Below are 22,063 nucleotides of genomic sequence, written 5' to 3'. Positions count from 1 at the left end.
AAATTAGTGGTTAATTAGCTAAAAAAACAATAAAATACTAATTAAAGATAAAAATATATAGATAAAATGCCTATGTGATATTGAAAAAAAATAATGATAATGGTAAAATTAACGAAAAGTACAAAATACTGTGATTAAAAACAAAATTGAGTGATGACTAAAAAGTAAATTAATGTATACTTAATATAAAGTTAAAAACAAAGAAGGTTTTAAGGAGGACAAAACTATGAAATCAAAGCGTATTGCATGTATCGCAATGGCTGGTCTTATGGCAGCATCACTTGCAGGTTGTGGAGGCTCAGACAGCGATAACAAGGACACAACAGAGGCAACAAAGGCTGCCACAGAGGCAGCAGGAAGTGATTCAGCAGATGACACAACAGCTGATGCTGAGGGAATCAAGTCATATGCAGACATCCAGTTAGGAACAGACTTCACAGATCTTTCAGCGGAGATCAAGTTCTACAACAACAGAACTGATATGGACTCAGATGACTACGGCGGAAAGAACTGGAAGCAGTATCTTGAGGACTTCAACAAGGAGTATCCAAACATCAAGGTTGATGTCATCACAGATACAAACTATGCAGAAGATGCTCTTACACATCTTCAGTCAGGAAACTACGAGACAGTAATGTGTATCCCAGCAGTTGACATGGCAGACCTTTCAACATATTTCATGTCATATGGCGATTATGATACAATGAGCAGTCTTGTAAATTACTCAAACAGATGGCTGTATCAGGGTCAGGTATATGGTGTACCTCTTGCAGCTACAACACAGGGTATCGTATACAACAAGAAGGTATTTGCTGATGCAGGTGTGACAGACGTACCTAAGACACCAGAGGAGTTCATTGCGGCACTCAAGGCAATCAAGGATAAGAATCCGGATTGTATTCCACTTTACACAAACTATGCAGCAGGCTGGACAATGGGAGCCTGGGATGATTATATCGCGATCACAGCAACAGGCGATGCTACATACAAGAACCAGAAGTTAGCCCATACAAAGGATCCATTCAAGAACTATGGCGACGATACACATGCTTATGCAGTATATAAGATCCTTTACGATGCAGTATCACAGGGACTTACAGAGGATGATTACTCAACAACAGATTGGGAGTCATGTAAGGGAATGATCAACAACGGCGAGATCGGATGTATGGTACTTGGTTCATGGGCATACCCACAGATGGAAGCAGGCGGACCTAACGCAGACGATATAGGATACATTCCTTTCCCTATCTCAGTAAATGGTAAGCAGTACGCTTCATCAGGAGCAGATTACTGCTTCGGTATCAACGTAAACGCTTCAGATGATGAGAAACAGGCAGCTCTTGTATTTGTTAAGTGGATGACAGAGAAGTCAGGATATGCTTACAACGAGGATTCACTTGCAATTGTTCCTGGTTCAGAGTCAAAGATCTCATTCGACGGTGTTGACTTCGTTGCAGACGAGCCAGCTCTTGAGGGCGAGGAGGATTACCTCAATCAGCTCAATTCAGAGTCAGAGCTTAACGTAAGCAATGGTGGTAACGACAAGATCCAGGCCATCATCGAGCATGCTGCAAATGGCGACATGTCATTCGATGATATCATGGCTGAGTGGAATCAGAAGTGGTCAGATGCTCAGGAGTCATTAGGAATCGAAGTTACTGAGAAGTAATAAAGATTTCAATATAAATAAGTAAGAATAAGCTACAGACCGGGGCGGGGATTGCCCGCCCCGGTTTATTTTGAGAAAAAATGTCATCAAACGAGTATTTGATGACAGGCTACCAGCAGTGTAGCTCATGATTATAAAAAGGCGGTGGAATGAGTATGGCTAACAAAAAACAATCCGGCTTTGGTAAATGGGCGTCAAGCAGGAAGGGGCAGCAGGTTATAATATGCGCAGCCTTCGCAATTATCCCATTGCTTTTGCTATTAGTATTTACATATATACCATTCGGAGAGATGGTTAAATTTAGTTTCTACAAGATGAAATATACGACGCCTGTAGAAAAGAGAGAATTCGTAGGATTAGCAAATTATATCGATGTGTTCACAAGAAAAGACTGTTTCGGTGCATTAAAGCTCAGTTTGTATTACATCGTAGGAGCACTTGTACAGTTAGTGCTTGCACTTTTCCTTGCAACTCTTCTGAGTTTCAAAGTAAAAGGTGGTAACCTTTTCAAGGGATTTATTTTCTTCCCTTATCTTATCAGTGGTATCGCTGTAGGTTTCATTTTCAAATTCTTCTTCACAAGAGGATTCGTGTTTGACTCAATCCTTCAGTTGTGTGGATTTAGCTTAGACAACCTTCCATACTGGCTCAAAGACCAGAGTGTCAACAACTGGACACTGGTTTCAACCTCGGTCTGGAGATACCTTGGACAGATGATGGTTCTCTTCGTTGGAGCTATCATGTCGGTAGATGCAGAACTTTATGAGGCGGCAGAGCTTGATGGTGCAAATAAATTCCAGCAGTTTAGATATATCATACTGCCAAGTATCAAGACAATCGTTACATTAAATGTAATTTTAGCAATAACAGGATCACTCAGTGCTTTCGAGCAGCCTTTCGTTATCACAACAGGTGCAAACGGAACAGGTACTTACTTCATCATCATGAACAAGATAGCACATACAAGCCAGAAGGTTGGTCTTGCATCAGCAATGGCCGTTGTACTTCTCCTTATCATACTTATATGTGCTGCGCTTCAGAAGCTGTTCTTTGAGTACATCTTCAAGGATTCAAGCTCAGATGATGAGAGTTATAAGGCAAAGAAGCTTCGTAAGAAACAGGAGAGAGATACCAAGAAATACGTGAAGCAGATGGCTGCTTCTGCGAAGGGAGGCAAGTAACATGGCAAGAGGAAAGACGGATGTGCCAAGCATAGCACCAATAAAAGAAAAACGAACCGTTGGATATTATGTAAGAGGTTTCCTCAAGTACTTTGTACTCATATTCTTCTCACTGTGTGCGGTTGTACCTCTTATATCATGTATTACAACAGCCTTCAAGACAACAGATGAGTATAAGGCTACTTCAGTAATGCAACTTCCTGAAAGCTTTCTGAACTTCAGCAACTTTGTAAAGGCATTCACGACTGCCAACATGGGACGTGCGTTCATCAATTCAGTCATAGTTATGATATGTGTACTCCTTGTGTCAGTAGTAATAGGAACACAGCTTGCATATGTGCTTAACAGATTCAAGTTCCCGGGAAACGGCTTTATCAGAACACTTTTCCTTGTGGCATCATTGCTCCCTGCAGTTGCTATGCAGGTTACAGTCTACAACATCATGGGTGATCTGAGATTCATAGATCACTTATATGGTTACATCATCATGAGCTGTGGTACAGATGTTATCTCGATCTACATCTTTATACAGTTTATGGAGAACATATCAGTATCTCTTGACGAGTCAGCTATCGTGGATGGTGCATCATACTGGACCATCTACTGGAAGATCATACTTCCACTTCTCAAGCCGGCTATCGTTACTGCTTGTATACTGAAAGGCGTTGTAATCTATAACGAGTACTACGCTGCAAACCTTTACCTCATAAGCCCGGAGATCAAGACAATGGCTATCTCACTTTACAAGTTCGTAGGACCTATGGGCAGCCAGTACAACCTGATATGTGCAGGTGTTATCATATCGATCATACCGGCACTTATAGTATTCATCTGCTGTCAGAAACAGATCTACAGTGGTATTACACAGGGTGCTGTAAAGGGTTAATAATTTATTAGAAGAAGAGAGTTCATGAATATGAGAAATGAAATTCAAAAAGAATTAATAGATGCTATCATCCCATTCTGGGAGGCCCTGAGGGATGATGAGTACGGCGGATTTTATGGGTATATGGATTATGACCTCAACCTTGATAAAAAGGCTGAGAAGGGTTGTATTCTTAACAGTAGAATTACCTGGTTCTTCGCAAGTGCGTATAAGGCACTCAAGGACCCGAAGCTTCTAGATGAGGCTGCTCATGGATATGAATTTCTGAAAGAATATTGTATAGACAGGGAATATGGCGGAATATATTGGTCCATGAATTACGATGGTTCACCCAAAGATACGACAAAACACACCTACAATCAGGCATTTAGTATATATGCCTTATCCGCCTATTACGAAGCTTCCGGCGATTCGGAAGCTTTGGACCTGGCCCTGCAGCTTTTCCATACAATAGAAGAGAAATGTACTGACGAAGGTGGCTATCTCGAGGCATTTACAAGAGAGTTCAAGCCAGAGTCAAATGATAAGCTTTCTGAGAATGGTGTTCTCGCAGAGAGAACAATGAACACACTGCTTCATGCACTTGAGGCTTACACAGAACTTTATAAGGTATCCAAGGATTCCAAGGTAAAGGAGCGCCTGAAATGGCTGCTCGATGTATTTGCTGATAAGGTATACAATCCGGAGCTTAAGAGACAGGAAGTGTTCTTTGATAAGGATTATAACTCTCTGATCGATCTGTACTCATACGGACATGACATTGAGACATCATGGCTCCTGGATAGGGCGACCGAGGTGCTTGGAGAGGCAGAGTACACAGAGAAGATTACAAAGATAACAGATATCCTTGCAGAGCAGATATATGAGCTTGCTTTCGATGGACATTCAGTTCTGACAGAATGTGAAAAGGGCGTGCCATACACGGTAAGAGTATGGTGGGTTCAGGCGGAATCAATAGTAGGATTTATAAATGCTTATCAAAAGTCGGGTGATAAGAAGTATTACGAGGCTGCCGAGAAAGTCTGGGAGTACATAAAGGAATATTTTATCGACAAGAGACCGGGATCAGAGTGGTTCTGGGATCTGAATGCAGATGGAACACCGAGAGTCGGACGTCCTATAGTTGAGCCATGGAAGTGCCCATACCACAACGGCAGAATGTGCCTTGAGATTATGAGCAGACTCGCTGACGGCAAGTAGATAGCGTTCAATTGCTTTCAAATTATAAGGAGAATGCCTAAATGATGAATGAGAAATATTATGTAGAGCTTGACAAACTGAACAAGCTTCTTGAGAGAAAGAATAAGAAGACAGATTTCTATAATGGAATCTATGACAGATATGAGTACCCTGTACTCACAAGAGAGATGATACCTCTCACATGGAGATATGACTTAAACCCTGAGACAAATCCATACTTCATTGAGCGTCTCGGAGTTAACGCTGTCATGAACTCAGGTGCTATCTACCTGAACGGCAAGTATTATCTTGTCGCAAGAATAGAGGGAAATGACAGAAAGTCATTCTTCGGCGTAGCTGAGAGTGACAACGGTATCGATGGATTCCGTTTCTGGGATTATCCAATCCTTCTGGATGATGTATGTCCTGAGGAAACAAATGTATATGATATGAGACTGACACAGCACGAGGATGGATGGATCTACGGTGTGTTCTGTTCAGAGAGCAAGGATACAACTGTAAATGACCTCTCAGCAGCAGTTGCAGCAGCAGGTATCGTGAGAACAAAGGATTTAAAGCACTGGGAGCGCCTTGACAACCTCAAGACTCTTCGTTCCCCACAGCAGAGAAATGTTGTACTTCACCCTGAATTTGTGGATGGCAAGTACGCATTCTATACACGTCCAATGGATGATTTCATCGAGACAGGAAGCGGCAGCGGAATAGGATTCGGTCTCTGTGATGATATAGAGCATGCGGTTATAGACGAGGAGAAGATGACAAGTCTTCGTAAGTACCACACTATAACAGAGGCAAAGAACGGTGCAGGTGCACCTCCAATAAAGACAGACAAGGGCTGGATCCACATCGCACATGGTGTGAGAAACACAGCTGCCGGTCTTAGATATGTACTCTACGCATTTGCAACAGACCTCAATGATCCTTCAAAGGTTATCGCTGAGCCATCAGGAATGCTCATCGGACCTCGTGGTGAGGAGAGAGTCGGCGATGTATCCAACGTTGTATTCACAAATGGCGCCATCGTAAACGAGAACAACGAAGTGTTCATCTACTACGCATCAAGCGATACAAGAATGCATGTTGCAACAACAACAGTTGACAGACTCATCGACTATGTATTCAACACACCTGCTGATCCGGGAAGAAGCGTTGAGTGTGTAGCGCAGAGATGTGAGCTGATCAGGAAGAACCTTGAGTTCCTTAAGAATACAGACAAGTAAGAAAATATAATATATGGGCTGCCAGATGAAACAGCACGTTGGTTAGTATGCCCTTTGCCTGTGCAGATACCATATAACGTGATAATAAAATAAAAAATCCGGCTAAGATGCCGGAAGAAAGAGGTACTTATGTCAGAAGTAAAAATGTTCAGCGAGCCTGTGCCAAACGTGCCATGGCAGGACAGACCGGCAAATGACAATCATGACGCTCCAATCTGGAGATATACAGAGAATCCTATAATAGGAAGAAATCCGGCAAAGGGTGTTGCAAGAATATTCAATAGTGCAGTAGTTCCATTTGATGGAAAGTTTGTTGGAGTATTTAGAGGCGAGCAGGTGAATGGAATTCCATACATCTACCTCGGAGAGAGCGAGGATGCTATCCACTGGAATATCAGCGAGGAGAAGATCAAGTTTGTTGATGAGAACGGTGAAGAGTTCATGCCTATATACGCATATGATCCAAGACTTGTAAAGGTAGAGGATACATATTATGCAATCTGGTGCCAGGATTTCTATGGTGCAGCGATAGGCATCGCAAAGTCAAAGGATCTCAAGACATTTGTGAGAATCGAGAACCCATTCCTTCCATTTAACAGAAATGCAGTTCTCTTCCCAAGAAAGATCAACGGTAATTTCGTGATGCTGTCACGCCCAAGTGACAGTGGACACACACCATTTGGTGATATATTCGTAAGTGAGAGTCCTGATATGGTTTATTGGGGTAAGCACAGACATGTCATGGGCAAGAGCAGCGAGTGGTGGGAGTCACTCAAGATTGGCGGCGGTGCAGCCCCTATTGAGACTTCTGAAGGATGGCTGTTATTCTACCATGGAGTAGCGGGAACATGTAACGGTTATGTATACTCAATCGGTGGAGCAATCCTTGATATCGACAACCCATCGATCGTTAAGTATCGTTGTGAGAACTTCCTTCTCACACCGGAAGAGTGGTACGAGGAGCGTGGATTTGTTCCTAATGTATGCTTCCCATGTGCTACTATTCACGACAGCGAGTCTGGAAAGATCGCCATTTACTACGGTGCAGCTGACAGCTATGTTGGCCTTGCATTCACAAAGCTTGATGAGATCGTAGATTATATCAAGTCACACAGTGTGGTAACAACTTCTGATACCGAGATCGGTAGAAGATAGTTAGTTATAGATCGCTATGAGCCCCTACTCATACGCGGCAATTGTATTATTTTTTTCTCATTTCCCAAGGCGGTGCCCGCCGCCTTCGGGGCCCCTCTAAAAAGAAATGTAATGGCAGGTGATTGCCAAAACTTTTAGACTATGACAGCCTGGCAGTAAGCCGGGCTGAATTTGGTTCTGAGAGCTTTGGCAATCATATGACAGATTTTGGATCTAATAAGCCGGGAAAAGGACTCTGATGTATAGAAAAAGGCAACAGATGCAATAAAATAACAGTGGCATACATTATCATGGAAATGACGAGTGAAGAAGTCATAGTCAATGTAAAAATATGATTCCTTCACCGTCTTATATAGAACAGGCAATTGGGGACAAACAAGAGTATCATACACAATATCTCACAACGTAGATTCTCCAATTGCCGTACGTCAAAAGGAGGAAAATGACAATGAACAAGGAAATACTTTTTTTAAATCCCGTGTTTACGCACAATATCTGGGGCGGTACAAAGCTCAGAGAAGAATACGGATATGATGTTGAGGGCGATGATATAGGCGAGTGCTGGGGAGTTGCGGCACATGAGAATGGCAACTGTACAGTGAAAAATGGCGAGTTTGCAGGTCAGACGCTTGCCGACTTATGGGACAGCCACAGAGAGCTGTTTGGCGGCATAGACGGTGTCAGATTCCCACTGCTTATAAAGATAATCGATGCAAAAGATGATCTGAGTATTCAGGTGCATCCGGACGATGCATACGCAGCAGAACATGAGAATGGTTCATTTGGTAAGATGGAGTGCTGGTATATTCTTGACTGCAAGGAAGATTCAACACTTGTAATCGGTCATAATGCAAGGACAAAGGAAGAATTATGTGATATGATCGAAGGTAAGAAATGGAAGGAGTTTATCAGAGAGATCCCTGTTAAGAAGGGGGATTTCATTCAGATAGATCCCGGTACAGTACACGCGATCAAGGGTGGAATTACACTTCTTGAGACACAGCAGAACAGTGACATCACATACAGAGTTTATGATTATGACAGACTGAGCAATGGAAAGCCTAGAGATCTTCACGTAAAGCAGAGCATAGATGTTATAACAGTTCCTGCAAAGCCGGTTGAGGACAGCGTTATAAGTGTCAAGGCAGATAAGGCAAATGAACTCTGTGAGCTTATAAGCTGTAAGTATTACACAGTATACAAGCTGGATGTTGAGGGAAAGGCAGAGCTGAATGTGGGCGACAAGCCATTCCTTATCATGTCTGTAGTTGCGGGAAGTGGAACAGTGGATGGAAACGCTATAAAGAAGGGTGATCACTTTATCCTGCCAAACGGATACAGCAACCCAGTGTTTGAGGGCAATATGGAGATCGTAGCATCCACAGTCAGCAAGTAAGATCCTGCCTTTGGAAGAGAATGTCAAGGGGGATAGTTATGAAGAGAAAGACGATAGGTGTTCTGGTAGGCGGAATCACGGATGATTTTACGAGGCTGCTCTGTCATGGGGTTATAGAGAGAGCAAAGACACTTGATGTCAATATAGTTGTTATTCCGGGTAAGTTCCTTGACCGGGAATACCCAGAAACGTCAGATATATATTATGAATATCAGTACCAGACACTGTTTTCCTATGCTACAAAGGAGAATCTGGACGGCGTTATTGTTGCATCGAGTTGTATTGGCTGCTTTGCAACCAAGGAGCGTATCAGCGAATTTATGAAAAGATATCTGCAGATGCCGTGCGTGATAGTGGCTGCAGATGAGCCGGATCAGATTTGTGTCAGATATGACAATGGAGCAGGCATAAGAGAAGGACTCAATTACATGATCGAGGAACTTGGTTATACAAGAATAGGCATGATAGGCGGTCCGGACTCCAATTATGATGCAAAGGAGAGAAGGAGAACCTACATTGAGGTGCTTGAGGCTCATGGAATAGAGTTTGATCCGGGACTTTATGTGGAGGGCAATCTTACATCGGAATCAAAAGAGGTTTTCAGAGATATTCTGGACAGAAATCCGGATATGCAGGGAGTGTTCTGTGTGAATGATTCCTGTGCATCTGGTTTTTATGAAGAACTTAAGGCGAGGGATATTCTGCCGGGAAGAGATATATCAGTCATGGGTTACGATGATATTGAGTGGGCTACACAGATATATCCGACGCTCTCGACTGTGCGTGCAGACGCGGGAAAACTTGGCTCAGAGGCTGTAAATCTTATGGTCAGGCTCATTGATGGCAAGCAGGTTGAGAGTAAGATACTTCCTACTGAGTTTATCAGAAGAGATTCATTCTGTAAAAAAGGCGGATCAAGAAAACGTAGTAAGAATGTCATTGAGGGATATCTCTCAATGAACCATATGCTCTCAGAGCAGTGGGAAGAGCGGAATAAAACTCAGTTCAAGATGAAAACATTTATCCAGAAGGTCTTGAGCTTTGACAGAGGCAACGACAGAAGTTATGGAGAGATTCTTGGCACCATGGACTGGCTGGACATAGAGAATGCATTTATATTCTTATATAAAGAGCCAATAATACATCTGATCGGTGAGCCATTTGAACTGCCTGACCAGTTATATCTCAAGACTAAGGATCTTAAAGAGAAGGTCAGCAGTGTGATCACTGTGAACCAGAAGGTGTCATCATCAAATCTCTATGATTTTGAGAGCCTCGGTGTGGAAGGAGCTGGAATATATGTACTCTTGCCGCTGTATTCCAACGAAATACTCTATGGAGTTCTTCTGTGTGATCTCACGGAAGGAGTTCTGGTGAATGGGGAGTTTCTTGGAAACCAGGTCTCAGCTGCTGTCAAGATGATCAATCTGCTCAAGACGAACGAGGAGATCATGAAGCGCCTTGAGGAGAGTATGGCGATCCTGCAAAAAAACAACATTATGCTTGACAATCTGTCAAAACAGGATCCCCTTACAGGAATCATGAACAGACGAGGTTTCTTTGACAGATCATTACAGCTGCTCAAGGAATGTGAGGAGCAGAAAAGGACGGCTACGGTATTCTACGCTGATATGAACAGTCTCAAGATCATCAATGACAGATATGGACATGATGAGGGTGATTTCTCTCTTAAAACCATAGGAGATATTCTGATCAAATCTGTAGGCGATAATGGAATCGTAGGCAGAATAGGCGGCGACGAGTATTGCTGTCTTGTACTCGGCCTTAAGGACTCTGACGCTGCAGATGCATTTGCTGAGGAAGTATACAGTTCATTTGAGAAGTTTAATGAGCACTGTGATAAGCCTTATAAGGTGAGTGTATCGCTTGGAAACTGTCAGATCGTAGAATATAACAAGAAAGGTCTTCAGAATGCCATGACTATGGCAGATGAGAAGCTGTATGAGGTGAAGAAGTACAGGAAGAAGGATGTTGTTAAGGTTAAGAATTGATAATTTATATAATAAATAAAAGGTATGATCAGGTTGCGTTGAGTGCAGCTTGATCATACCTTTTTTTGTAAAATCTATGCTCCCAGAAAAAATGTCTAAAATGTATAAATACAGAAAAAATATCTAATAATACTTGTGTGATGCATATTGTGCATGGAGGTGTTGTTGAGATGAAAAGAAATGATCATGGATGGAAACTGGTTTCGGATTCCGGCTGCAGTCTGCTTGTGCCGGATGGATCGGATGGACTGGCTGGAATAGATATAGATATAGATTATGCTGAGGTTCCGTTTGTAATATCTGTTGATAACACAGATTATATAGACGAACCGGGTATAGATATAGAGAAGATGCTTGAACATATTGCAAATTGCCGGTCAGGCGGAAGAACTAGCTGCCCTTCACCCCATGCGTGGCTTGAGGCGTGGGGGGATGCGGAAAATGTTATCGCATTTACGTTGTCAGCTGCATTGTCGGGAAGTTACAACAGCGCCATAGCTGCAAGACATATGGCGCTTGAGAAATATCCGGACAGGAATATTGCGGTGATAAACACATGTGGTGCCGGGGGGCTCCCGGAACAGCTGACAAATATAATATATGAAGGTATTCATGAAGGTGATTCATTTGATGCCATAGTAAGTGCTGCCGACAAAGCAGTGAGGGAGACGCAGGTAATGTTTGCCTTGGGGAGTCTGGACAACCTGATAAAGGCGGGCAGATTAAATAAGCTTGTGGGTTATGCGGCTCATAGATTCAATATATCCGCAATAGGTGTGGCATCACCTGGTGGACGAATTGAACTCAGACACAAATTCAGAGGTATGAAGAAGACATATGATAAGCTGATAGATACTCTCCGGGAGACGGGATTTGCAGGGGGAGAGCTGGTCATAAGCCACTGTATGAATGAGGAGGGAGCAGAAAAGCTGGGGCATCTTATCAAGGCTGAATGGCTCGACACGGATGTGAGCGTCGTACCTGCAAGCGGGCTGTGCAGCTATTATATGGGAAAAGACGGGCTGATAATAACATATCATGAGTAGACTGCTGCACGGATAAATTATATAAAATGCTTGAAAAAGACAAAATAATGGAAAATAATGGAAGGCTGCCACACCTTCTATTATTTTTTGTGTATTAACCTATTGACATAGTAGGTAAATGGGAATATCCTATTTTTGCGAGTCAGATATTGACTTATTACGCCCCAAAATGGCGGATGAGGGTGATGACTGGAATGACCGTGTATTTGCGGCTGGAATGTGATCACACTCATATGTAAGGAGGATTTACAGATATGGTGATTTCTTCAAAGGGAGAATATGCCCTGAGGGTCATGGCAGACCTTGCCATAAACCACGACGGCAGATTCATTCCGTTAAAAGAAATAGTTCAGAAAGAGGAACTGTCCCAGAAGTATCTGGAGAGTATAATGCGCATGCTGTCCAAGGCAAATCTGATAGAGGCAGCCAGCGGACATGGCGGAGGCTACAGACTCAAAAAGGCTCCTGAGGAATATACACTGTGGGAGATACTTGAACTCACGGAAGGTGGACTTGCCCCGGTGGCATGCATGAAGAACAGCGCAATGACCTGTGACAGATCCGGACAGTGCTACACTTTGCCGATATGGCAGGGACTGGCGGAGTTGATACAGGATTATTTCCAGGGTAAGACACTGGCGGATATAGCCAGAAATGTGGAATGAGCAGAGTAATTTGATACAAGCAAAAAGATAATTAAAGCGGGACAATTGAATCGCCGGATATAGCAGTGATAAAGCAATTGCCGGGCTTGGTATAAAAGGAGGCAGACTGATGTCAGATAAAAAATTATTGGAAGTTAAGAATTTACATGTTGATGTTGAGGATAAACAGATCCTTCACGGTGTGAACCTGGAGATAGGCAAGGGTGAGACACATGTACTTATGGGACCTAATGGAACCGGAAAGTCAACCCTTGGATATGCACTTATGGGCAATCCTAGATATACAGTCAGAGAGGGCGAGATATGGTTTGATGGTAAGAACATCACAGAAGAGGCTGTCAATGAGCGTGCAAAGGCAGGAATATTCCTCTCATTCCAGAATCCTCTAGAGGTGCCTGGTGTGACACTCAGCTCATTTATAAGAAATGCCCTTGAGCAGAAGACCGGCAAGAGAATCCGTCTCTGGGATTTCAAGAAGGAGCTTGAGAGAACCATGGAGATCCTTCAGATGGATCCATCTTATGCGGAGAGAGACCTGAATGTGGGATTTTCAGGTGGTGAGAAGAAGAAGGCAGAGATACTTCAGCTTCTGATGCTCAAGCCATCACTGGCAATCCTTGACGAGACAGATTCAGGACTTGACGTTGATGCAGTCCGTACAGTATCAGCAGGTATCGAGGAATACCAGAAGAACTGCAAGGGAAGTCTGCTTATCATCACACACAGCACCAAGATCCTTGAGTCACTCACCGTTGACTACACACATGTCATGGTTGAGGGCAAGATCATAGAGACTGGTGACGCATCACTTGTGGACAAGATCAACGAGTCTGGATTTGCAGAGTATGAAAGGATATAGAAGATGAAGGAAAAGACATATGTAGAGGACATAGACAGAAATATATATGACTTCAAGTATGATGACAAAGATGCCTATAAGCTTAAAGCTGGTCTCACACCTGAGATAGTTGAGCAGCTTTCAAAGGAGAAACATGATCCGGCATGGATGCAGAATTTCAGACTTGAGTCTTTACAGATATACAACAATATGCAGGTGCCTGACTGGGGCCCATCCATCGAGGGACTGGATATTGACAATATAGTTACTTACGTAAGACCAAATACCAAGATGAAGGGCAGCTGGGATGAAGTTCCTGAGGATATCAAGGATACATTTGAGAGACTTGGAATCCCTCAGGCTGAGAGAAAATCCCTTGCGGGAGTTGGTGCACAGTACGATTCAGAACTCGTATATCACAATGTCCGTCAGGAGGTTGCGGACATGGGAGTTGTGTACACTGATATGGAGAGTGCACTCACAGGTGAGTATGCAGACATGGTGCAGAAGCATTTCATGAAGCTTGTCACCCCTCATGATCACAAATTTGCAGCACTTCACGGAGCTGTGTGGTCAGGCGGTTCATTTGTATATGTGCCACCTGGAGTAAAGGTTGAGATCCCACTTCAGTCATACTTCAGACTTAATGCAGCGGGCGCGGGTCAGTTTGAGCACACACTCATCATAGTAGATGAGGGAGCAGACCTCCACTTTATAGAGGGATGTTCGGCACCGAAGTACAATGTGGCGAACCTTCACGCAGGCTGTGTGGAGTTGTTTGTCGGCAAGAACGCAAAGCTCAGATATTCAACCATAGAGAACTGGTCCAAGAACATGTACAACCTGAACACCAAGAGAGCTCGCGTTGAAGAGGGTGGAACCATCGAGTGGGTATCGGGTTCATTTGGATCACATGTGTCATACCTTTACCCGATGAGCGTGCTCAAGGGCAAGGGCGCCAGGATGGAGTTCACCGGAGTTACATTTGCCGGTAAGGGACAGAACCTTGACACAGGAGCGAAGGTAGTTCATGCGGCACCTGACACAAGCTCATATATCAACACAAAGTCTATCTCCAAGGACGGGGGTATAAGCACATTCCGTTCATCAGTTGTAGTGACAAAGGAGGCTGAGAACTCCAAGGCAGCAGTTTCCTGCCAGTCACTTATGCTTGATTCGATATCACGTTCGGACACCATACCGGCCATGGATATCAGAACCAAGAAGGTAAATGTGGGACATGAGGCACAGATAGGAAGCATCAGTGACGAGGCTGTGTTCTACCTGATGTCCAGAGGAATGAGTGAAGAAGACGCGAGAGCATGTATCGTCAGTGGATTTGCAGACAATGTATCGAAGGAGCTGCCGCTTGAGTATGCTCTTGAGATGAACAACCTCATCCGTCTTGAGATGAAGGGCAGCATAGGTTAAGGAGGTGCGGTGACATGGAGAACAATAACGAGATGAAGATCAACAAGCTCCCGGCAAAGACATGGTACTGGCTTCGCATGAACGACACAGCACTTAACTGGAATCCGGACATGGCGGGATGCAGTGTGAAGATAGATGGCGGCAAGGAAGCTGATAAGCAGGCTTCTGATTTCGATGGAATAGAGACTGGTGCAGGAAGAGATGCGGACGTACTCTTCGCACAGCAGGCAGCAGGAAGTGTACTCGTTGCGGACGAGACCAATAAAGGGCAGACAGTGCACGTGCTGATAAATGGAACCGGGGCAAATGGCAGCAGCGGTTATGCTTACGTGCAGGCAGATGCAGGTTCAGACATGACAGTCATAGAGACATTTGGCGAGAATGCGGAGGGCGGCAGCCTGGCATTCCGTACGCGTTTTAATATAGAGAAGGACGCACACATACGTCTTGTACAGATATTTATGCAGGATGAGAACACGACCATACTCAACGATGTTGGCAGTGAGTGTGCGGAGAACGGACAGCTAGATGTGCTTCAGATATTTATCGGCAAGGGCAATCTGTACAACGGCGTGAGAACTGAGCTCATTGGTAAGCGTGCTTCAACCAACATGGATATAGGTTACCTTGGCCAGAAGAAGCAGGTCATAGATATCAACCTTGTGGTTAACCATATAGGCAAGAAGACCAACTGCAACATACAGGTGGATGGAACACTTAAGGATGCTGCGGAGAAGATATTCAGAGGTTCGATAGATTTCAAGACAGGTTCATCGGATTCGAAGGGCGCTGAGACTGAGAATGTACTGCTGCTCGGCGATGATGTGGTGAACAAGACTATACCGCTTATCCTCTGTGCAGAGGAAAATGTGGAGGGATCACATGGAGCGACCATCGGTGAGCTTGACGAGGATACTTTATTCTACTTCGCGTCAAGGGGAATCGATATGGAGACAGCCGAGGACATGATGACCAAGGGCAAGATGGAGGTCCTCTACCGCAAGATCCAGGACGAGAACACAGAGAAGCTGGTGGAGAAGCAGCTTGCGGAGGTAATGGAATATGACAGACAGGAATTATAGAGAGGATTTTCCTCTGTTGAGAAACAATGACACAGCTTATATAGACAATGCGGCCACAGCGCAGAAGCCACAGGTGGTCATAGACGCTGAGAGAGAGTTCTATGAGAAGAGCAATGCGAATCCACTCAGAGGATTCTATCCGCTCAGCCTTGAGGCGACAGAGAAGTATGAGAGTGCCAGAAAGGTAGTCAGGGACTTCATTCACGCTGACTCTGAGAAGGAGATAATCTTCACCAGGAATACCACAGAGAGCCTTAACCTTGTGGCATACAGCTACGCGCTGAATAACCTTAAGGCTGGTGACGAGATAGCAGTTACGATCATGGAGCACCACAGCAACATGCTTCCATGGCAGATGGCAGCCAGAGTCACAGGCGCAACTCTCAGATATCTCGACTGTGAGAAGGATGGAACGCTGACTGACGAGACCATCAATGCGGGAATCAACGAGCACACAAAGCTGCTTGCTGTCGGACATGTGTCAAATGTCCTCGGATGTGTGAATCCGGTCAGAAAGATGGCTGACAGAGCACACAGCTTTGGCGCGGTTGTCGTTGTCGATGGCGCACAGAGTACACCGCATATGGCTATAGATGTGCATGAGCTTGGCGCTGATTTCTTTGCATTTTCAGGCCACAAGCTGATGGGACCTATGGGAATAGGAGTGTTATACGGAAGACAGGAGTTGCTTGACGCCATGCCTCCATTCATGTCAGGTGGAGAGATGATAGATTCAGTTTCAAGGGATGGCGCGGTATATGCGGAATTGCCTCACAAGTTTGAGGCTGGTACAGTCAATGCGGCAGGAGCTGCGGGACTTGCGGCTGCTATAGGCTACATCAAAGAGGTTGGATTTGACTATATAGAAAAGAGAGAGCTGGAGCTCACGACCCGTGCCATGGAGGGACTTGCAAAGCTTCCTCATGTGCATGTCATCGGTTCAGATAAGCCGGAGAACCACACCGGAATAGTGGCGTTCACCATAGACAATGTACATCCGCATGATGTCAGCGAGATCATGGCTGCGGATGGAATAGATGTGAGGGCTGGACATCACTGCGCACAGCCACTGCTTGTACACCTTGGCGTGTACAACACGACAAGGGCAAGTTTTATGTTCTACAATACAGATGAAGAGGTAGATGCATTTGTGGAGAGTGTCGCAAATGTGAGAAGGAGAATGGGATATGCAGAATAATATTCAAAACAGGAATTTTTATAATGAGATCCTTACAGAGCACAATATGAGACCTGAATTCAAATATGATCTTCCTGCAGCAAATGTTGTGCTGGAGGGTGTAAATCCCAACTGTGGTGATGACATCTGGCTTAAACTGAAGGTTGAGAACGGAGTCATCGAGGATGGATCATTCGTGGGAGACGGATGTGCTATATCCCAGGCGTCGGCAGATATAATGCTTGGAATGATCATAGGAAAGACCAAGGAGGAGGCCTTGAAGCTTGGGCAGCTCTTTCTGAAGATGATACAGGGAGAGGCTACAGACGAGGAGATAGACCAGCTTGAGGAGGCATCAGCGCTCAAGGATATAGCGCACATGCCGGCCAGAGTAAAGTGTGCGGTCCTCGGATGGCACACCCTTGAAGAAGCACTGAAGAATATATCATAAGGGTGGATTCCTTATGATATATTCTTTATCTGCATCTTAACTATAGGCATGATATACTTCACTTGAATGTGTGAAAGCGGGCGCCGCTGGTAAGATCTATGTCGTTTGTGACATAAGGTGTACTGGTGGCGCTTTCTTTAAAATAATCCAAAAGGGATTGATACATATGAAAAAAATAAATATACAAAAAAGCAAAAAAAATAAGGGGTGTAAATGTAAGAACATTATAAAAAATGTGCTGTTGATGCTGGTGATGATAGCCATAGGGGTTGGATTGTGTCTGATAATAAAGACAACATTTACTACAGACATATTGATACCGGCCGTCATGGTGTTTTCGGTATTTTTGATATCGGTGTTCACTGACGGATATGTGTATGGAATACTGGCATCTGTAGTCAGTGTGATAATAGTGAATTTTGCATTTACATTTCCGTATTTCAAGATAGATTTCCTGATACCTGAAAATATCACATCGGCGATAATCATGATAGCCATAGCGTTTATCACCTGTGGTTTTACAAGTAAGATAAAGCATCAGGAAATGCTCAAGAAAGAAAGTGAGATGGAGAAAATGAGGGCGAACCTGCTGCGTGCAGTGTCGCATGATTTTCGAACTCCGCTTACCACCATTTACGGGGCCAGCTCGGCACTTATAGAGAGTGGCAGCGAATTTACGGATGAGCAGAAGGAGAAGATGCTCAGGGGAATACAACAGGATTCCCAGTGGCTTTATCGTATGGTTGAGAATCTGCTGTCCGTAACGAGGCTAGACGGAGACATTAATCTCATAAAGACCCCGATAGCCCTGGATGAGCTGATAGATTCGGTGCTTATCAAATTTGCAAAGAGATATCCTGATCAGGAGGTAGAAGTCGATCTGCCCGATGAGCTGGTCATCATACCAATGGATGCAATTCTCATAGAGCAGGTTATCATCAATATCCTTGAGAATGCAGTACAGCATGCAGAGGGAATGAAGAATCTGGCATTGAATGTGAAATGCGATGGCGACAGGGTTGTGTTTGAGGTACAGGATGATGGCGATGGAATACCGGAGGATAGGTTGAAACACCTGTTTGATGGAAGCCTTCTGGGGGACAGCTCTGATGAGGTGTCCGCGGACTGCAGGCCGAGAAGAAATGCCGGAATAGGTCTGTCGGTATGTGCGACCATCATAAAAGCACATGGAGGAGATATAAGTGCATACAATTCCGCGGAAGGTGGTGCAGTATTCAGGTTTACACTGAAGATAGAGGAGGTTACGGATGAGCAATAACAAATACAAAGTCTTGATAATAGAAGATGAACAAAATATCAACAACCTGCTGGATACCCTGATGCAGGCAAATGGTTATCAGACGATCATAGCCACATCCTGCGGGAGTGGACTTATGATGTATGCGTCTCATAGGCCTGACATAGTTATACTTGATCTCGGACTCCCGGATAAGGATGGTATATCGTTCCTCACAGAGATAAGGAAGACGGATTTTACACCGGTCATAGTTCTCTCGGCGAGATCTGATGAGAAGGATAAGGTGGAGGCTCTCAATCTGGGTGCAAATGATTATGTTACAAAACCATTTGGTTCGGAGGAGCTGGTTGCCAGGGTCAGATCTGCACTCCGCACAGTGCTTTACCAGGCACATGACAGTGAACTGCCGACAGGGAAATTCCAGACTGGGGATCTGCTCATAGACTATGAGGCCAGACGAGTGTTCATAGGGGATGAGGAGATCAAGCTGACTCAGACTGAGTACAACATAGTCGATCTTCTGTCCAGACATCCGGGCAAGATGCTTACATACAGTTTTATAGTCAAGGAGGTCTGGGGCTACAATGACATGGGAAGCACCAAGAGACTTCAGGTCAATATGGCGAATATAAGAAAGAAGTTCGGAGTGAAGCCGGGCAAGAAGAGTTTTATCATCAATGAGCTGGGCGTGGGATACAGGATGTGTGATGACAGCGAAAAACTCATTGATAGTATTTGATGGTAGATTAATAAAATAAAGTCCGCTATACTGATTTTATGAAGTATAGCGGATTTTTTATTAAATCAGGAGGAGTGTTATGAAAGGGTACAGAAAAATCATGAAGGCTGTGGCGGTCATTCTTGCATTTGCACTGATATTTTCAGGTATGAATGTTCCGGGAACTGCGCTGGCAGCTACAACGGCGGCTACGGCAAAAAACACGGTTGTAAAGAGCATCACTGTGAGCAATCTGCCAGCCGGCACACTTACGCTCAAGGCGGGAAAGTCATTTGCTCTTAAGACAAATGTGGCGGCGAAAGAGCTGAAATTCGTAACCAGCAACAGAAGGATAGCAACCGTGACAACTGCGGGAGTGATCAAAGCAGGAAATGTAAAAAATGGGACAGCTAAGATTACAATGTCGCTGAAGGCTGATCCTAAGGTAAAGAAGGTTATTACGGTAACTGCAGGACAGCCTGTCACGATTGTAAAGCTTACTAAAAGCAAGCTGACGCTGGTAAAAGGAAAAAGTGCTGTGGTAAAGGCTTCTGTTGGAACAAGCAAGGCAAGCAATAAGAAGGTCGTATGGAAGAGCAGCAATATAAAGGTTGATAAGGTTAATTCCAGAGGACGGATAACAGCAGCCGGAGGTGGTTCAGCAGTCATCACAGCAGTAGCTGCAGATGGTTCCGGCAAGAAGGCAAGTTGTAAGGTATCAGTCAAGGCGTATGTAACTTCTATAAAGTTCAAAAAGGGCAGCGGTAAGATGTATGTGGGAAAAACAGAACAGTTAAACCCAGTCATTGCACCGGCAGATGCAACAAACAAAAAGTGTACCTGGAAGTCTTCGAATGATAAGGTCGCTATGGTAAGTTCATTCGGACTCGTTGTGGCTGTTGGCGCTGGAACCACAGTGATTACAGCAACAACTACAGACGGAACAAAAAAGACAGTAAAATATAAGCTGACAGTTCTAAATGCTGTGAAGATTGCTTCGGCGCAGGTGGATAACAGGCAGACAATAAATGTTACATTGTCATCTGCACAGAAGCTGACAGCATCAAATTTTGCTGTTAAAGTAAAGACCACATTAAATGGCGGCATATACAACAAGAGCATTCCGATTGAAAGTGTGTCTACAGGAGACAATAAAAAATACACGATCAGGTTAAACAAGGAGAACAGGCTTTCATCTTCGGACAGAATATGTGTGTACGTAAGTGGACTTACAGGAACAGGAACCGGTAAGGTGGAGACATATTATTCTGACGGAAAGTATAATAAGACATATTATGAAGCCAGAGCAATTGAGCAGAATGCGAATGTGAATACAGACGTTAATTTATCTGGCAGTGGCTACCTCAAGGTTTCTGTAAAGGACGTTCCGGCTGGAATGAGGTATACAATAGGTGGAATGCGTTCCAACTGTATTACTTTCACAGGGAAAATAACCAAGTCTGGCACATCAGTCACGACAATTACAGCAGTTGATGAGTATGGTAATACAATGACAACTATCGTAACATGGTGTGTATACAACAGCTCCGTGATATCAGCTTATTACAGCCCAAGGTATTATCGCACTCGTGGTGAAAGTGGAGCGGCTGTGCATGTAGCTGCTGATATAAATTCTGTAGCTGGTGGCTCAGGAAATTATATCTATGATATAGTTGGCAATACTTATGGTCTTGATATTTATAGTAATGGTAAATTGGAGGGTTACATCAATAAGGCTGGTACTTATAATATAAAAGTCAGGATAACGGATTCCGATAATGCCGGAGTCAGCACAACTGTAGACTGTGTGATAAATGTTGCACAGGGAATTACAGTATCGGGATATATCAGGGATGTGGCAGGAGAAGTATTGTCAAATGCATATATTATATTTACGAATAGGGACAAATCCACAGAGTATACATATTACTGTTATTCTGATGTAAAAAGAGATGGATCGTATTCTGTAGATATTGTTCCTGGGACATATGATATAGCTATATATTCGGGTTCGGACACAACATACATATATTCACAGCGGTTTACCGGAAACATTTCGGGAAGAAATTATTCGTCGGATGTAAAAAAGATATCCGTTAGATCAAAGGATAACGGATATAATATAGAGAATATCGGCACATGGTATGACGAGGATGGCAACAGCGTTGGAGCTGGTGCATACGTTTATCTGGCGCCTGGTACTTACAGACTTACAGGTCGCGGGGTTGCTTTAGCCGGAACTATAACCGCAACGATAAACAGCAAGACTTCATATGTTGTAGCAGATATTAAGACAGACTATGAGGAGATTGGTGATAGAACCTCTATAAATGCATCAGTGGGAACATACTATAGATTTGTTCCAAAGATGACGGCAGCATACTATATCTATTCAAGCTCTGGATCGAGTAATAATCCATATGGACATCTTTATGATGCAGATGGAGAAGTGCTTACAATTAATGATGATGACAAGCAGGAGCATATCAGCACAGGAAATGACCACGATTTCTATATGTCATATAACTGTGAAGCAGGAAAAGTCTACTATATTAATGTTACACGAAACAGCAGTATGGTATATATAACCACAGAGTATCCTGGAAATTAAGTGGATACCCGTACGTCTTTTTATGTGGATATGAGTAATGCTCAATAGCATGTGCGAGATTGAC

The 22,063-nt window shown here is 43.9% G+C and carries 18 protein-coding genes; all 18 read left to right on the top strand.

Going from position 1 to position 22,063, the window contains the following annotated elements; translation table 11 throughout:
* The first annotated feature begins 226 nt into the window (after positions 1-226).
* Entirely contained in the window at positions 227-1,672 is a 1,446-nt protein-coding gene (locus GT575_RS00665; RefSeq protein ID WP_022216160.1) for an ABC transporter substrate-binding protein, read from the top strand.
* 149 nt (positions 1,673-1,821) lie between these two features.
* Positions 1,822-2,853 (top strand): carbohydrate ABC transporter permease, encoded by a 1,032-nt coding sequence (locus tag GT575_RS00660; protein ID WP_161171276.1) that lies wholly within the window; start codon positions 1,822-1,824, stop codon positions 2,851-2,853.
* A 1-nt stretch (position 2,854) separates the two neighbouring features.
* Complete coding sequence (locus GT575_RS00655; protein ID WP_192934937.1) at positions 2,855-3,739, top strand: carbohydrate ABC transporter permease; 885 nt, start codon at positions 2,855-2,857, stop codon at positions 3,737-3,739.
* Between the two features lie 24 nt (positions 3,740-3,763).
* Positions 3,764-4,939 carry an AGE family epimerase/isomerase gene (locus tag GT575_RS00650; RefSeq protein ID WP_015534704.1) on the top strand — a complete coding sequence of 392 codons (1,176 nt, stop codon included), beginning with the start codon at positions 3,764-3,766 and terminating at the stop codon, positions 4,937-4,939.
* Positions 4,940-4,980: 41 nt separating this feature from the next.
* Positions 4,981-6,159, top strand: coding sequence for a glycoside hydrolase family 130 protein (locus GT575_RS00645; protein WP_118016874.1), 1,179 nt, complete (start codon positions 4,981-4,983; stop codon positions 6,157-6,159).
* A gap of 129 nt (positions 6,160-6,288) precedes the next feature.
* Positions 6,289-7,314 carry a glycoside hydrolase family 130 protein gene (locus GT575_RS00640; protein WP_022216164.1) on the top strand — a complete coding sequence of 342 codons (1,026 nt, stop codon included), beginning with the start codon at positions 6,289-6,291 and terminating at the stop codon, positions 7,312-7,314.
* Positions 7,315-7,762: 448 nt separating this feature from the next.
* On the top strand, positions 7,763-8,710 hold the full coding sequence (locus GT575_RS00635; protein WP_022216165.1) for a type I phosphomannose isomerase catalytic subunit: 948 nt from the start codon (positions 7,763-7,765) through the stop codon (positions 8,708-8,710).
* 38 nt (positions 8,711-8,748) lie between these two features.
* Positions 8,749-10,722: a GGDEF domain-containing protein gene (locus GT575_RS00630; RefSeq protein ID WP_238050635.1), complete on the top strand. Its 1,974-nt coding sequence runs from the start codon at positions 8,749-8,751 to the stop codon at positions 10,720-10,722.
* Positions 10,723-10,892: 170 nt separating this feature from the next.
* Positions 10,893-11,768, top strand: coding sequence for a DegV family protein (locus tag GT575_RS00625; RefSeq protein WP_015534708.1), 876 nt, complete (start codon positions 10,893-10,895; stop codon positions 11,766-11,768).
* Positions 11,769-12,022: 254 nt separating this feature from the next.
* The gene (locus tag GT575_RS00620; protein WP_015534709.1) at positions 12,023-12,433 is read left to right on the top strand and encodes an RrF2 family transcriptional regulator; all 411 of its coding nucleotides are present in this window, start codon (positions 12,023-12,025) and stop codon (positions 12,431-12,433) included.
* Positions 12,434-12,542: 109 nt separating this feature from the next.
* Positions 12,543-13,292: a Fe-S cluster assembly ATPase SufC gene (gene sufC, locus GT575_RS00615; RefSeq protein WP_004851768.1), complete on the top strand. Its 750-nt coding sequence runs from the start codon at positions 12,543-12,545 to the stop codon at positions 13,290-13,292.
* Positions 13,293-13,295: 3 nt separating this feature from the next.
* Complete coding sequence (gene sufB / locus GT575_RS00610; RefSeq protein WP_004851766.1) at positions 13,296-14,702, top strand: Fe-S cluster assembly protein SufB; 1,407 nt, start codon at positions 13,296-13,298, stop codon at positions 14,700-14,702.
* Positions 14,703-14,716: 14 nt separating this feature from the next.
* Entirely contained in the window at positions 14,717-15,784 is a 1,068-nt protein-coding gene (locus GT575_RS00605; RefSeq protein ID WP_055145402.1) for a SufB/SufD family protein, read from the top strand.
* Positions 15,765-16,982, top strand: coding sequence for an aminotransferase class V-fold PLP-dependent enzyme (locus GT575_RS00600; RefSeq protein WP_117550342.1), 1,218 nt, complete (start codon positions 15,765-15,767; stop codon positions 16,980-16,982). The genes GT575_RS00605 and GT575_RS00600 overlap by 20 nt, the downstream gene beginning before the upstream one ends.
* Positions 16,972-17,412, top strand: coding sequence for a Fe-S cluster assembly sulfur transfer protein SufU (gene sufU, locus GT575_RS00595; RefSeq protein WP_004851759.1), 441 nt, complete (start codon positions 16,972-16,974; stop codon positions 17,410-17,412). The genes GT575_RS00600 and sufU overlap by 11 nt, the downstream gene beginning before the upstream one ends.
* A 166-nt stretch (positions 17,413-17,578) precedes the next feature.
* Positions 17,579-18,691, top strand: a complete 1,113-nt coding sequence (locus GT575_RS00590; protein ID WP_330378010.1) for a sensor histidine kinase — start codon at positions 17,579-17,581, stop codon at positions 18,689-18,691.
* Positions 18,681-19,409 carry a response regulator transcription factor gene (locus tag GT575_RS00585; RefSeq protein WP_055145411.1) on the top strand — a complete coding sequence of 243 codons (729 nt, stop codon included), beginning with the start codon at positions 18,681-18,683 and terminating at the stop codon, positions 19,407-19,409. Before GT575_RS00590 ends, GT575_RS00585 begins: the two co-directional genes overlap by 11 nt.
* Positions 19,410-19,488: 79 nt before the next feature.
* Entirely contained in the window at positions 19,489-21,999 is a 2,511-nt protein-coding gene (locus tag GT575_RS00580; protein ID WP_161171275.1) for an Ig-like domain-containing protein, read from the top strand.
* Positions 22,000-22,063 lie beyond the last annotated feature (64 nt).

The organism is Coprococcus sp. BIOML-A2, from assembly GCF_009875795.1.
GTDB classification, from domain to species: Bacteria; Bacillota; Clostridia; order Lachnospirales; family Lachnospiraceae; genus Coprococcus; species Coprococcus aceti.
This window is presented reverse-complemented; position numbering and strand designations above follow the sequence as displayed.

Excerpts from the sequence above, each read along its gene's own strand:
- GT575_RS00645 (WP_118016874.1), top strand. The coding sequence starts at position 4,981 with ATGATGAATGAGAAATATTATGTAGAGCTTGACAAACTGAACAAGCTT.
- sufU (WP_004851759.1), top strand. The coding sequence starts at position 16,972 with ATGCAGAATAATATTCAAAACAGGAATTTTTATAATGAGATCCTTACA.
- GT575_RS00580 (WP_161171275.1), top strand. The coding sequence starts at position 19,489 with ATGAAAGGGTACAGAAAAATCATGAAGGCTGTGGCGGTCATTCTTGCA.
- GT575_RS00640 (WP_022216164.1), top strand. The coding sequence starts at position 6,289 with ATGTCAGAAGTAAAAATGTTCAGCGAGCCTGTGCCAAACGTGCCATGG.
- GT575_RS00590 (WP_330378010.1), top strand. The coding sequence starts at position 17,579 with ATGAAAAAAATAAATATACAAAAAAGCAAAAAAAATAAGGGGTGTAAA.
- sufB (WP_004851766.1), top strand. The coding sequence starts at position 13,296 with ATGAAGGAAAAGACATATGTAGAGGACATAGACAGAAATATATATGAC.
- GT575_RS00625 (WP_015534708.1), top strand. The coding sequence starts at position 10,893 with ATGAAAAGAAATGATCATGGATGGAAACTGGTTTCGGATTCCGGCTGC.
- GT575_RS00650 (WP_015534704.1), top strand. The coding sequence starts at position 3,764 with ATGAATATGAGAAATGAAATTCAAAAAGAATTAATAGATGCTATCATC.
- GT575_RS00630 (WP_238050635.1), top strand. The coding sequence starts at position 8,749 with ATGAAGAGAAAGACGATAGGTGTTCTGGTAGGCGGAATCACGGATGAT.
- GT575_RS00635 (WP_022216165.1), top strand. The coding sequence starts at position 7,763 with ATGAACAAGGAAATACTTTTTTTAAATCCCGTGTTTACGCACAATATC.
- GT575_RS00585 (WP_055145411.1), top strand. The coding sequence starts at position 18,681 with ATGAGCAATAACAAATACAAAGTCTTGATAATAGAAGATGAACAAAAT.
- GT575_RS00605 (WP_055145402.1), top strand. The coding sequence starts at position 14,717 with ATGGAGAACAATAACGAGATGAAGATCAACAAGCTCCCGGCAAAGACA.
- GT575_RS00620 (WP_015534709.1), top strand. The coding sequence starts at position 12,023 with ATGGTGATTTCTTCAAAGGGAGAATATGCCCTGAGGGTCATGGCAGAC.
- sufC (WP_004851768.1), top strand. The coding sequence starts at position 12,543 with ATGTCAGATAAAAAATTATTGGAAGTTAAGAATTTACATGTTGATGTT.
- GT575_RS00600 (WP_117550342.1), top strand. The coding sequence starts at position 15,765 with ATGACAGACAGGAATTATAGAGAGGATTTTCCTCTGTTGAGAAACAAT.
- GT575_RS00655 (WP_192934937.1), top strand. The coding sequence starts at position 2,855 with ATGGCAAGAGGAAAGACGGATGTGCCAAGCATAGCACCAATAAAAGAA.
- GT575_RS00665 (WP_022216160.1), top strand. The coding sequence starts at position 227 with ATGAAATCAAAGCGTATTGCATGTATCGCAATGGCTGGTCTTATGGCA.
- GT575_RS00660 (WP_161171276.1), top strand. The coding sequence starts at position 1,822 with ATGAGTATGGCTAACAAAAAACAATCCGGCTTTGGTAAATGGGCGTCA.